Origin of the sequence: Bacillus cereus group sp. BfR-BA-01310, from assembly GCF_022664325.1 — a bacterium.
Taxonomy (GTDB): Bacteria; Bacillota; Bacilli; order Bacillales; family Bacillaceae_G; genus Bacillus_A; species Bacillus_A paramycoides.
Genome location: NZ_JAKUHD010000031.1, coordinates 21,994 through 34,926, shown reverse-complemented (window position 1 = coordinate 34,926; position 12,933 = coordinate 21,994). Strand labels below are relative to the sequence as shown.

The following is a 12,933-nucleotide window of genomic DNA, read 5'->3' as shown; positions in this document are numbered from 1 at the left end:
CTTTTTCATGAAATGAGGAATCTTTTTGTGCCTCCGCTTTATCAACTAAAATTCCATATCGTTCATCTTTTACGATTTCATCTAGACTCATTCTTGCATCCTTCTCATATACAACAAACGATTGATTACCTTTTCCGTCAAAGATGGAATTCTGAACTTTTTCATATAAATCTGGCTTCAAAATGTTATCCAAATAGACATTTTCTCGTTCTCCGTTTTTCTCCATTAAGGAAACATATAAATCTTCTCGATCTGTTTTATCTTGGTTCCATACCGATAAATAATTAATATCTTTCGTAACCCCATCCATCATGTGTATTCTTGCAACTTCATCATCTTGCATACCCTTTGCTAGCACTTCAATTGTAACTAAGTGATTGGGTGTCTCTTTTGATTTTTCTAATGTACTTTCATGTGCTTTTTCCATCGGCATTTCTTTGTTATTTCTATAATTCATTACTTCATCTCGTAACGCTTGTTTTACTTCATCCGATAGATACCTTTTCTCGTTTAATACCTGTTCATACGGTGTCTTGTAGTCCCCATCCCCCATATCCAAACGATCCATACTCACAAGCTCCATTCTCCCAAAATCCCTATCTACTTCTTTTGGAATGGCGATATGATAACGTGTTTTATCATATGGTACATATTCATCTCTTTCTCTTGCTTCTTCTTTTGCTTTTTCAATATTTGTAATGACTTCAGACATTTTTTCATTGGCTTCTCCAAATGGGATCAATTGATTACCCTTAAAATTTTCGTTTTCGCTCCACTGAACTAACATAGTTGGACGATTTATTTCATCCTGATTTAGCGCTGCATACTTTTCTTGATTTGCCATGTTAAATGCATCTATAAATTCTTTATCACTCAATTGTTCTCCACCTTCTACAGGCTCAAACGCTCGATTTCTATCTACTTGCTCCCTTAGCTGGGTAACGGAAACGAGTTCTTGTGTCGTATTACTTAGACTCATATATTCCACCAATAAAATGTTTTTTTCATCCTGTTTTTCATTTCCTTTTGCCATACTTTCCACCTCTTTTTCATTTAATTGTTGTTTTTCTTTTTCCAAAGTATCTTCAATTGTTTCGATAAACTCAATCGAAGTTTCATGTACTTCTTTCAATAACTTCGTTTTATCTTTCATTTCTTTTCCTTGTGTCCAGCTTGCTAAATAACCTAGTGAATATTCACTCGTATTAATTCCGAAATAAGAAGAAACAGCATAAGCGGTCATCTCTGCTTGAAACTCTTTTTCTGGTGCTGTGTAACTCATATGTGTTTCTGCTGTGTGAAGTTTAGCATGTGCCAATTCATGAAGAAGAGTTTTTACATTTTGTAATTCACTGTTTCGCGGATTCAAAGCAACCTCTTTTGTTAAGGTATAACTCACACCTTTTGCGACACCAAGCTCTGCTTTTGGTTCAATAATTTTTACACCGTTTTTTTCCGCAACAGCTTCCATTCCTTTGTACAAACTCTTGTAATCTTTTACGCTTCCTTCTAACCAACGATTCGGAAAAATACGTGGTAGATCTTCAGCTTTTACATTCGTTTGAGACGCATCAAACACATGGCCAACAGCAAAATATAAGCGCCCTGGTTTCACTTCTACGCTTTTAGATTCAATTTGTTTTTTCTCTTCCTCATTTGCTTTAGTTACTGTTTTCCAAGTGCCTTCTTTGTCTTTAAATTTTGCTATAGTTCTGTTTGGAACAAGGATCTGGATTCCTTTCTCACCTTTCTTAACCGCAAACCCTTTTTCTTTCCAAAAAGAAAAGGAACCAACTGCCCTGGCTCCTTCAAATTGACCCTGTATTAATGAAATATTAGATGGTGAATACTGATAAAACTTTGCCATAAACGATAAGTAATCTTTCAAATCTCCTGGTGTACGAAAATAGCCTTCTATGCTTTTTTCCATCTTTTTTGTTAAAGCTTGCACCGCTTCTTTCTTTTCTTCCGGTGATTTAGTTTGATACTTTTTCTTATAATTTTTACTCATGATCTTCCCCTACTCTTTCACTTGCTCTTTGCAATTCCTCCATGTCTTCTTCATTCCATCTTTCATTTGTATCGAAGAACAGTTCATGTGTTTTTACATTAACCGGAACTAACATATTGTCTTGATTCATGACATGGACTGCCAGTTCTCTCACTTGTTCTCTTGTAATTTTAATTACTAATTCTTTATCCTTTACGAGTAACACAATTTCATCTTCTCCAATTTCTTTTATGACCCCTAATGCGATATTTTCATGAAATAATAACATCTAAAAAACCTCCTATTTTTTTATAAAAAAAACAATGTAGCTTACGTTACATTGTTCTTTGATGCCTCATGATCTATACGTTTTTGTCTCGCATGACTAATTCGTTCCGCTACGACTTCCTTTGCCATTTTCACGCCACCGACTTCTATTTTATCCGTAGTAATAATACTCTCTAAATCTAAGTCATTGGCAAAAAAGTATCCATTCATTAATTCAATTAAAACTTGTGTATTTCGATCCGCACTATTTGCACCAAGACGAATTTTTGTTAGCTCACTTTTTAATATGTCATGAAGATTTTTAGAAACAACTTCTGAAATAAAATTCAATGACCATTCTGTATTTTTTGATGCTTGATGTTCCATACAAATTTTCGATATGGCATCGCCAGGATGTGTAATATTATTCTCCTCCATATACTCTTGAACATAGTGATGGACGTTTTCACTCAATGATAACTTCATTCGTACTTTTTCATTCCCCATAATCTAACCCCTTTCGTTTTCATATGCATTTTCCCTTTGCATCCGCTCATAATACTTTTGGTTTTTCCAACTTTCATATTCACTTTTAAAAGCACGTTCCACTTTCCTCATAGAATATTGAATAGATACATTCTGTTGGAATTTTTGAAACGGCTTTGATTTTTTCATGTGATGGATTCTCTTTTGCTCTTTATCGTATGCCTTCATTTCTTGTAAAAAAGCGTTTCCCATTCTTTTATACAGGTCATTGATTTTATTCGTCTTATAGTTTTCATATTGCTTCTTATCATACTTTCCTTCTCCATATGCTTCTTTAAAAACTTGAACTTCTTTATCTAACTTTTGGAGAAACTGATCGTAATCTTTTTTATGATGATGTTGAATATATCTACTGCTTAATTTATCAATTTCCGGCTTCAATGGCTGAATTGTATTGTAGCTATATTGCCACTGTCTTTTATCACTTGGTAACTGTTTATAGATTTGTAAAAACAATGGTTTCAAATGTTGATTGCGCCAATCAAAAACTGAATCTTCTTTTTTACCTCCCACCATGTTGTTTCGAATCAGATCATTAATTTGTTTTTGTTCCTGCTTACGATCTAATAAATTGTTTACGACTTTTCCCCTCATCGCATCTAATGTTTTGGGTTTTCTTTTGCCACGTTCTCTCGTTGGAAATGGTTCAACAGTTGCCACATGAATATGAATGTTGTCCGTATTAAAATGAATGGCTGCTGACCAGGTAGAACTTTTTTCTAACCCCTCCCTTTTTTGCATTTCCTTCATCGCAAGCCGTGTCACATCCATTAACTTTTTTTCATCCAATGTTTTAGTTTTCCCATCATATATGCCTTGTTCCTCAAGCCAAGGATTATGAAAAGAAATGACATCTTGCCACATAATACTTCCATTCTCATGAGCGGTTTTAAACACTTCCTTTAAGGATTTTTTCTCACTTTCTGTTAAGCGATTTGCGTGTTCCGTAAACAGTGCCGATGTCTTTTCTGGATTCCCCATATATTCTTGATAAGTTTCAAACATTTTCGGATTCAGCTTCACTTCACTTTTTGCTTCTTCCCGATCTACATACTCAATATAGTTCTGAAAGGCATCCGAACTTGGTAACACAAACTTTGTTTTTAAAACAACACCTGGTGTGACCGAAGATTGAACAGAAACGGTATTATTCATTTTCAACATCCTGTGTCATGAGTTGTATAAACTCATTCATTTTTTTCATTTCGCTATAACACTCTCTCATTGCATAAATGTTCTTTTCAATTAAATTTTCTAACTCCATTTCTTTTTTTGTTTGCTCTGGCAAATAAGCCGCCATTTCAAGTATTCCTTTTAAAAGTTTTTGTCTTGAAATCCCTTTCTTTTTTGCCATTTCATCAAATTTTTTGATTGCAACCAAATCTATATCTCTTATTTTTAGATGCACAATTTTTGCTCCTTTCTGCAATTGTGGGTAGAGCACCAAAAATAGTGAGAAGAGCATAAGGGGTTTTTGCCCCCACCGAGGGTGTGGGGCTAGGCGGAGCCTAGCAAAACGATGGGGGCAAGGAAAGAGGTTGAATGTCCCCATTACGTCCCCATCTTTTTCGTTACTGTCTCCATCACGTCCCGTTATTTTTTCTAAATGTCCCGTCCATGTCCCCTTCTTCTCCCTCAATGTCTCCATCATGTCCCTATGTCTTTTTTCAGTTTTTATTAATTTCTTGTGCCTTTTGCTCTAATTTTTTGATCTTATCTCGTGCAATTTTTTGTTCTCCTTTAAACAATTCAATGTTCTTTTCTGATGATTTTATTTTAGATTCTAAGGACGCTATTTTAGATTGTGTTTCCGTTTTTTCCGCTTCGGTTTGGTACTTCATTTCATCTTTCAGCCCTTTTACTTTCTCATAAACTGTCTTCCCATTTTCTTCTTCAAGCTTAATTGCCTTCCCATAATTTTCGATCTTTGTTTCAATATCTTTTTTGTCTCTGTCTATAAAATCTAACTCATATGTTTTTTTATCTTCAGCTAACAATTCATCATTTGCTTTTGTTTTTCTTTGATCGGTAAAAATCGTCTGAACAAGTTTATTTGGACTCTTTGTACTTGTATTTTCATCTTCGTACTCGTTAACATCTTGTGTGAATTTACGAATATCCATTTGTTCTTTTTCACTGTTTTTATTGTAAATATCGAAAGCTAAAGCTCCCCAATTCGGAGATAATTCTTTGACTTCTATCACGTAATTTCCGTTCTCTTCATACAACACTTTGACAGGTAATTGAACACCTGGCTTTCCTTTTTCTTGTGCCTTAAATGTAAATCCAGTTTCCTCATATCCTTCTATCCGAAAGCGAATTTGTATAAAGTTTTTGTGTGGATTGTATTCCCTTTGCTCTACAATCAATTTCCCCATTCCCGACAACTTAATTACTTTATTTGTTTCCGTATGGAACAATCTTTCATCGTTCGGCATGTAAATTTTAGATGTTAAAAAAGCGAAAAAACCCAAAAATAGAAAGCTGATAATTGCTAGGTAGATCCACGACTTATTTCTTCTCAAATTGATTCTTTCACTCTTCTTACTGATTGTACCTATCACACTCTCACCTCACCTTTTTTGTTATAAAACTTTCATATTGAGCTCTTCTACACTCGTAACTCGCCATGTTTCCTTTTCTTTTTTTATGATGATTCGCAACACATTTTTAACTTTTTCTTCTCGATTTTGCGTTGAATCCGTCGTGACATTTATAAATTCAGCTAACACATTTACTTCTTCTTGATCGGGTTCATTCTCTTGTAAATAAAACTTCATTTCGATTGGTTTCGTTTTATAGGTATCTCCTAACTCATACTTGTCAGTGGGATAGAATTGTTGTAAAAGTTCTTCACTCATAATGGATTTTGCTTTTTCTTTCCGCTCATTATAGCCTTCTTTTTCTCGATGAAAGGATAATTGAATAAACGTTTCGGCTGTCGATAAATACGTTCTTCTTTGTTGTTCTTGTGCGGAAGGAAGTACCTTATCCAACCGTTTCTTTAAATCTTCATTCTGTCTTGTTAGTAATTCATTTGAAAGTTTTAGCTGTTTTTCTTTGCCATCACTCATTGATTTTTTACTCAAATAGATATTAAAAGCTGTCACACCTACGACTAAAATTACAAACACAATAAACAAAAATTTGCGTTTATCTTTCATTCTTTCAGTCTCCTTTTCTTTTGATTCTTAGAACCTTCTTACATGACCAGTAAATACTTTTTTCCAATACGGATTATTTAAATCTTCAATAGCTACCCCTTTATTTGTTTGGCAACCAATAAAGTGATCCTTATCTATAACCAAACCAACATGCCCATCTTTTTTATAAGTATCAAAGAATATTACATCACCAGCCTTCATATCATTTGGTGATATCCTTTGGCCAATTTGTACTAATGAATCCGTATTAACATCCGTTACAGGTCCTAGCTCTCTTCCTACTTGCTTAAATGCCCAATGTACAAAACTAGAGCAATCAAATATATTCCTATCAATTTCACTTTGCTTTCGTCCTCCACCGAAAACATAAGTACTTTTTCCTATCAATGGACGACCAACATCTACAACTTTTACACCACTACTTCCACCACTTCCTGAATTTCCTCCTCCACCAGAAACGACGGAACCCGGCTGATAATATTTCAAAACTGCATCAACGTACAATATATCGCCATAACACGCGTTATACGGTACAGCTTCCGGTCTAAGGCAATGATACATACCAGTGTGAGCTACTTTTTTGTATTGCTCCTGCGAGAATTTTATGGCTAATTCCTTTGTATATTTACCACCATTTGAGTTAATAAAATCAAAAAATCCTGTTCCAAAATTGTACGCTTGGAGGGCTGTTTTGATATGATCCATGTCTCCTGGACTCGTTACACCAGCTCGCTCTATTGCATGTTTAAATTCCTGTACACCAGCCCAAATGGAATAATCGGGATCTGTAATACAATTGGGTTTTTTACAATATTTCGTATTAAATGCACCTTCCGAACTCTGCATCGGATCACTACCACGTCCTCCGCTTTCTTGCATCATTTGAGCAAGCATTAAAGCGACAAAAGGTTCCACGCCAAACTCTTTCGCATACTTCCGAATGGTTGGCTCCCATTTTAAAACTTCGGGCGAAACATTCATGACTTGCCCTTCACCTGTATACGTAATATCGCCCGTGTCTGTTCCACTATCGCTCCCCATTGCCGCAATAAAAATACTAACGACTCCAAGTAAAAGAAAAGAAAAAAGACCCATCACAATTAACGCTAAAGTGATGAGCCATTTCTTTGGTATTACCTTTAAAACTAGATGCATGGTATTAAGCACCTCCCCCGAATAACATCAATTCTTCGTCTGTTACTTCTACATGAAAGTGAATATTTTTTACAGCTCCAATGCTTAAAATGACATCCCCCGTTGGTAAATGTGGGATTGCTGCAATTTCACTTTCACTTAACTGTCCAGCAAATACTTTTCGTAACATATCTAAACTGTTATTATCTTGTTGCATAATAAATTTGTACTGTGTAAGTTCAAAGAGCTTTTTGATTTCATCAATCATAGCTTGTGAAGATCCTTCCGGTACAAAATCTCGAATCGTATGACTTGCATATAAAAGACCTGCAAAATATTTTCGGTCTTCCCGGCTAAATTTAATTAAAAATTGTAAAGCGTGAGCACTTTCTTTTCGTGTGTTGATTATATGATGTGCCTCGTCAATAATAATGAAATATCGAATGACATCTTCAAAAGCAATTTGCTTTTTGTTAAAGGCTCTTAATTGAGGCGCACCATTTGATATCATTTCATCCCATAGGAGATTTAACACATTAAAGATCTGCGCCTGAAATACCTCTGGTTTAAAACTGGATATATTCCGTAGGGAAAAAGATACGACTTGTTCCTTCTTGAAATCTTCAATTGTAGAATGTCCATCAAATAATTCTGCATATGCTTCTACTAAATTCATAAGATTTAATTCAATTAATTCTAAACGATGGATTCTACTGTCTCCTAAATTCTCATGATGCTTTCTACCTTCTACATCCTGATATAATTCTTTCCGAACAAACGTTAAAAAGTCGGAGAAGATAGGATATTCTTTTGGTTTTCTTGTTGTAATTTCATTTGTTGCTCCTTTTTTATCATTCCATAATTCCATACGAATATATAATTTCCGAAGTAAATTTTCATATTCTTTAATCTCATCATCTTTTGCTTCTGGCGCAATAAAACGATAAAAAGTTGTCAGTTTAGATAAATGCTGAATGAAACTAACTTCCTCACTTTCTGCTGTCTTATATACTTGAAGTGGGTTAATTTGACCTTGCGATCCATCTAATGCAATTGTCTTTCCCCCTAGCTCATCTACCGTATCCGTAAATTCTTCTACAACATCAAAAATTCGAATGAAATGCCCTTTACTTGCATAATCCACGGCTTTCTTTTTTAACAATGTTGATTTTCCAGCACCAGGCTTTCCAACCATTACACCGTTATAACTCTTTCTTTGTTTGTCTTTATGAAAAATATCAAAGATAACATTTCCTTTTGTTTTCGTTGTTCCATAATACGTACCGTATGGATCATGTAAATAAGAATAGTGAAATGGACATCCACCAGCCAAACTGACTGCCGGAATTTCTTTTCCTTTTCTTCGGTTCACATAGTTTTTTTGTGTATCAAAGCTCGTTACGAGTGCATCCCATTCATACTCTTGTTCATTTAAAAAGACAGCTCCTCGAAAGTTATAGGATTCTAATGTTTCCATGATTTCTTTTACTTGTTTTTCTAACTCATCTAATGTTCGAGAGGAGACATAGATACGGATGTGAATACGTTTCATGACCTCACCTTGTTTCAAATCCGTATAAAGAGCTTCCAGCTCTTGAAATTCATTTTTCGCATCAATCCGATCTATATTATCTTTCGCTGTATCATGCCGAACACTTTGCTCACTCATGGATTTATTAATGGATTCAACAACCTCTTTTCGATCATCACTCATCACATCTAATGTTGTAATAACGTTTGGCATATTCATAATTTGCTCTAGCCAAAAATCATTTACCTCTGTTGGATAGTCAAAGACATGAATACAAGTAGCCAATCCATCACCAGTTTGAACGTAACTTTCTTTAAAACTTACACCCCCTTGTGGCTGGACTCTAGCTACTAAATAAGGATTGTAACCTTTCTTCTTTTTAAGTTCTTTTTGTTTTTCCTTTTTGGATTTTTTACTTTTGAACGCAAACATCTCGTTTCCCCCTCACTACCATATATTTTTCGTTCCCAATTTCGCATTTTGATTAAACAATTTAAACATAAGTTCTAACTTTTTCTCTTCATCCACCTCTAATAGTTCAGTAGAACGCTTAATATATCGTTTGGCTGCATCCACACGTTCTTTTACGATTAATTCACTTTCTCCGTAAATAAATAAGAAAGCTTCACGATTTGTTCTTCCCCATTCTAAGAATTGAAGTTCTTTTAACTTCTGGTTTAAAATTCGCTCATATAAAGGATTGGTACAATCTTTAATTTTTTTCTCTATATATCGTTGCTGTTCGGTAGTTTGACATGGGAAGTTTAAAAAGACGAGTTTAATTGACTGTTTGTAGGCTTGATAAAAATAAGCATGTGAGAAAATAACAAATGCTTGTTCTTCGCTATTCTTAGAGAACATATCGTCACCTTCGACTTGAAGGATTTCTAAAAACTCCTCATTTTTTAGTTCAAATATACCATCCTCCGTCATGTCTATGATTTGCATAATTTCTGCAATACTTTTCTTTACCTTTGGTGGTGCTTCTTTCTTTTTTCTAGATAAAAAGCCTAAAAGTTTGGGATTTTTCTTTTTCAAAACATCTTTCTTTGGCTTTTCTTTCTTCTGTTTTTTTACTTTTCTTTCTACCTTTGTTTTTTCTTCCTCTTTCTTTTCGTCGGGTACCACCTTAACAATTTCTTTTGGTTCAGAAAGTGATTCCTTTACATTTCTTTCGTTAAAACGAAATGCCTTTTTCTTCGGTCTTTCTATTTGTTTTGGCTTTTCTTTTTCTATATCTTTTTCGCTGAATAACGCCATATGTGATCCCTCCCTTATTGATCGTTATCAATGGCACAATATGCACCTTTTCTTCTTAGCAATGTAATAATCAATACTTCATACATTCGTTTTTGAGGATTCGTACTTGGTCGCCAAATCATGATAATGGCAATAACCGCCATGAAAATGACGAATGGGAGTTGTAAAGAGCCATGTACAAAATTCCTGAGAATCATCGTTACAACTAATAAACCAATCAATAAGAAAAAATCTATTAGATATAGCACCTTATTAATCCGTAATTCTGTACTGATTTCCTTCGGAATCCGATAGCTTCTCATCGGGATTCCCTCCTTTTCGACAATAAAAAATAAGCGTACGATTACGCTTATTTTTTATCCGTATTATTTTTATTTTTGTTCACTATATCTCTCCAACTTCTACCCGTGTTTTGCCCCATCTGATAAAAACGCTTTGTATTTTGTACCGTTTCTGAATTATTGATTCGTTCTTGAACCCCTCTTACTGTTTGCTTAACGGACGATGTAGTAGAGCTATAGCCCTTTTTAACTGTATCCGTTGCATATTGTCCTAATGTACGTGTTTCATGACTACTACTTGCTGCCACTTCTTTATCACTTTCATAAGGAATACTTGGGCTACTATGTGTCACCGTTACTATGTCGGCTGGTGCTGAGCTACTTCCACTTGGTACTGATCTTGGCGATTCCACAGGTGCCGGGCTACTTCCACTTGGTACTGATCTTGGTGATTCTACAGGTGCCGGGCTACTTCCACTTGGTGCTGGTCTTGATGTTTCCATTGGTGCTGAGCTACTTCCACTTGGTGCTGGTCTTGATGTTTCCATTGGTGCTGAGCTACTTCCACTTGGTACTGATCTTGGCGATTCCACAGGTGCCGGGCTACTTCCACTTGGTACTGATCTTGGCGATTCCACAGGTGCCGGGCTACTTCCACTTGGTGCTGGTCTTGATGTTTCCATTGGTGCCGAGCTTCCTCCACTTGGTACTGGCCTTGATGTTTCCATTGGTCCCGGGCTTCCTCCGCTTGGTACTGGGCTTGATGTTCCCATTGGTCCCGGACTACTTCCGCTTGGTACTGGGCTTGATGTTTGACTTCCTTCACTCGCTCCTTGTCTTACTCCTCCTGCTGCTTGATTTCCTTCACTTGCTCCCTGTCTTACTCCTCCTGCTGTTTGATTTCCTTCACTTGCTCCTTGTCTTACTCCTCCTGCTGCTTGATTTCCTTCACTTGCTCCACTTACTTTTCCAGCTTCCTTCATTTCATCTTGAAGACTTGTTGTTCCTGATTCTTGCCCACTTGCTACCTCTGGTTTTTCATTCCCTTCTTTTTTCATATCTTCTTGAATAGATGGATTACCACCATTCTTTTTATCTTCTTCCTTATTCAAGTTACCTTTTTCCTTTTCTTTATTTGCTACATCATTGCCTTGTGTTTTTTTTTGATCCGCTTTTTTCATTTGATCTTGCAAAGACTCTTTATTTTCGGATCCATTCCCTTTTTTTAAGCCATTTATGATACCTGCCATACCTCCAGCTGCATTTGCGGTTTTTGTTGCTGCAACACCAGCCCCTTTTGCTGCACCTTGCGCTGCACCCTTTGCTCCTTTTCCAATCATATTTCCTAGACCTTTCATTGGTTTTGAATTTGCAAGAGCGCCAATTCCTTTACCAAGTGCGAAACCACCTGCTAAACCACCTGCTAACATACCCCAACTGCTCTTTAATCCAATATCTATTCCAAATAGCCTTTCTACGACTGACGGGCCATCTAGAACTGCCATACTAAATGCGGCTAATGCAATAAGATAAGGTACACCATTTAATTTGTCGTGAATAAACGCCGTTCCCATTATATATAGCTTTAAAGATAGGAATATCATAATTGTTGCTACAAATATATTAAGAATGTTCGATAACACGGCTTTTAACTTTTGACCGTTCGCAACATCTGCTGGCGCTAAAATATTAGCTAACAAGTAGTTAAATGCCAATTCATAAAACAATCTAGCTAATTTAATACTTACCAATAACAACGTTAAACCTGTTATCAATAACGTAAAAAAGATATTCCAAAAGTTCCAATGCCAGCGATAATACTTTTCGGGAAAGAAATCAAACCATCCATCTTTCAATTCTGCTAAAGATGCGACTCCTAATCCATCCATTACCCTTTTATTTTTGAGAATATCTTGACCCCCTTCAGATAACTCCTTATCCTTTGCAAACTCAAAGTCTTTATCTATTTTCTCTGTAATATCTATTTGTCTGATATTTTTTTCAGGAATATTATTTTTCGGATTCATATCTTCTTTCTTTTTCCATCCGTTTTGATCTATTACTGCGATATCCGTTATGTTCTTCTTAATAATTTCATCACTCAATGAGCCTTTTTGTTCTGATTTCACAACGGCAATGGCATCATCTGTGAACTTATCGACCTTTGTCATACCAGTACTTAGTAAGCAAAGCACACTCAGCGTAATGAAAATATTGATGATAATTTGTGATCGATTCATTTGTTTGTTCATAATAAACATGTAGCCAATATATAAAAAAGATATGGCCAAAAGAACGACAAACAATGGATATAACATATCAACAAAATTTTGTATTTCCGGTGAATTAAAGAATCCTTTAATCCCCAGTATGGCATCTGTCACACCTTCCAAGGCATCTACAATTAAAGATAGACCTTGAATTATAAACCACCCTATCCATCGAAATACATAATTAACAATGTCACCCACTTGAAGATAATCCGAGAACTCTTCTAAAGTTTTTAAAATTTCTTCATCTTTCACCTGTTATCCTCCTCCCTTGCTTACTACTGCCCTAATACTTCCTTTGCTGTCCAGTTCACCCTCTCATTCAGTCTGTCGATACGAATAATCAGCTTCCCTTTTTGTTCCCGATCTACTGAAAGGAAAAGAACTGCATCTTCTAGACCAAGAATGACCTCATTTTCTTCTGTTACAAATGGCGAGTAACTATCTAAAATCAATTGCATTTTATCCGTTATTGTCGGTACACACATTC

Annotated in this window: 13 protein-coding genes; all 13 read right to left on the bottom strand. The window is 35.6% G+C overall.

Annotation, left to right across the window (positions count from 1 at the left end):
- A partial coding sequence (locus MR109_RS26935; protein WP_242274522.1) for an LPD25 domain-containing protein occupies window positions 1-2,011 on the bottom strand: 2,011 nt, incomplete at its 3' end.
- Window positions 2,004-2,279, bottom strand: a complete 276-nt coding sequence (locus MR109_RS26930; protein WP_242274521.1) for a hypothetical protein — start codon at window positions 2,277-2,279, stop codon at window positions 2,004-2,006. The genes MR109_RS26935 and MR109_RS26930, both read right to left, overlap by 8 nt.
- A 41-nt stretch (window positions 2,280-2,320) precedes the next feature.
- Window positions 2,321-2,764 carry a hypothetical protein gene (locus tag MR109_RS26925; RefSeq protein WP_242274520.1) on the bottom strand — a complete coding sequence of 148 codons (444 nt, stop codon included), beginning with the start codon at window positions 2,762-2,764 and terminating at the stop codon, window positions 2,321-2,323.
- Between the two features lie 3 nt (window positions 2,765-2,767).
- Window positions 2,768-3,958 (bottom strand): MobP2 family relaxase, encoded by a 1,191-nt coding sequence (gene mobP2, locus MR109_RS26920; RefSeq protein WP_242274519.1) that lies wholly within the window; start codon window positions 3,956-3,958, stop codon window positions 2,768-2,770.
- A complete protein-coding gene (locus MR109_RS26915) occupies window positions 3,951-4,211 on the bottom strand; it encodes a hypothetical protein (RefSeq protein WP_242274523.1) in 261 nt (86 codons plus the stop codon). The genes mobP2 and MR109_RS26915 overlap by 8 nt, the downstream gene beginning before the upstream one ends.
- Before the next feature lie 259 nt (window positions 4,212-4,470).
- Window positions 4,471-5,367, bottom strand: coding sequence for a hypothetical protein (locus MR109_RS26910; protein ID WP_242274518.1), 897 nt, complete (start codon window positions 5,365-5,367; stop codon window positions 4,471-4,473).
- Between the two features lie 21 nt (window positions 5,368-5,388).
- Window positions 5,389-5,967, bottom strand: a complete 579-nt coding sequence (locus MR109_RS26905; RefSeq protein ID WP_242274517.1) for a MerR family transcriptional regulator — start codon at window positions 5,965-5,967, stop codon at window positions 5,389-5,391.
- A 27-nt stretch (window positions 5,968-5,994) separates the two neighbouring features.
- Window positions 5,995-7,122 carry a bifunctional lytic transglycosylase/C40 family peptidase gene (locus tag MR109_RS26900; protein WP_242274516.1) on the bottom strand — a complete coding sequence of 376 codons (1,128 nt, stop codon included), beginning with the start codon at window positions 7,120-7,122 and terminating at the stop codon, window positions 5,995-5,997.
- Between the two features lie 4 nt (window positions 7,123-7,126).
- Window positions 7,127-9,064, bottom strand: coding sequence for a VirB4 family type IV secretion system protein (locus tag MR109_RS26895; protein WP_098475846.1), 1,938 nt, complete (start codon window positions 9,062-9,064; stop codon window positions 7,127-7,129).
- A gap of 15 nt (window positions 9,065-9,079) precedes the next feature.
- Window positions 9,080-9,892: a hypothetical protein gene (locus MR109_RS26890; protein ID WP_242274515.1), complete on the bottom strand. Its 813-nt coding sequence runs from the start codon at window positions 9,890-9,892 to the stop codon at window positions 9,080-9,082.
- Between the two features lie 14 nt (window positions 9,893-9,906).
- Window positions 9,907-10,194 carry a DUF5592 family protein gene (locus MR109_RS26885; protein WP_048375734.1) on the bottom strand — a complete coding sequence of 96 codons (288 nt, stop codon included), beginning with the start codon at window positions 10,192-10,194 and terminating at the stop codon, window positions 9,907-9,909.
- A 47-nt stretch (window positions 10,195-10,241) separates the two neighbouring features.
- Window positions 10,242-12,698, bottom strand: a complete 2,457-nt coding sequence (locus MR109_RS26880) for a pLS20_p028 family conjugation system transmembrane protein (RefSeq protein WP_242274514.1) — start codon at window positions 12,696-12,698, stop codon at window positions 10,242-10,244.
- Between the two features lie 23 nt (window positions 12,699-12,721).
- Window positions 12,722-12,931, bottom strand: a complete 210-nt coding sequence (locus MR109_RS26875) for a hypothetical protein (protein ID WP_000338017.1) — start codon at window positions 12,929-12,931, stop codon at window positions 12,722-12,724.
- Between the last annotated feature and the right edge of the window lie 2 nt (window positions 12,932-12,933).

Coding starts and splice junctions, on each gene's coding strand:
- MR109_RS26930 (WP_242274521.1), bottom strand. CDS start 2,279: ATGTTATTATTTCATGAAAATATCGCATTAGGGGTCATAAAAGAAATT.
- MR109_RS26875 (WP_000338017.1), bottom strand. CDS start 12,931: ATGTGTGTACCGACAATAACGGATAAAATGCAATTGATTTTAGATAGT.
- MR109_RS26890 (WP_242274515.1), bottom strand. CDS start 9,892: ATGGCGTTATTCAGCGAAAAAGATATAGAAAAAGAAAAGCCAAAACAA.
- MR109_RS26925 (WP_242274520.1), bottom strand. CDS start 2,764: ATGGGGAATGAAAAAGTACGAATGAAGTTATCATTGAGTGAAAACGTC.
- mobP2 (WP_242274519.1), bottom strand. CDS start 3,958: ATGAATAATACCGTTTCTGTTCAATCTTCGGTCACACCAGGTGTTGTT.
- MR109_RS26905 (WP_242274517.1), bottom strand. CDS start 5,967: ATGAAAGATAAACGCAAATTTTTGTTTATTGTGTTTGTAATTTTAGTC.
- MR109_RS26900 (WP_242274516.1), bottom strand. CDS start 7,122: ATGCATCTAGTTTTAAAGGTAATACCAAAGAAATGGCTCATCACTTTA.
- MR109_RS26885 (WP_048375734.1), bottom strand. CDS start 10,194: ATGAGAAGCTATCGGATTCCGAAGGAAATCAGTACAGAATTACGGATT.
- MR109_RS26895 (WP_098475846.1), bottom strand. CDS start 9,064: ATGTTTGCGTTCAAAAGTAAAAAATCCAAAAAGGAAAAACAAAAAGAA.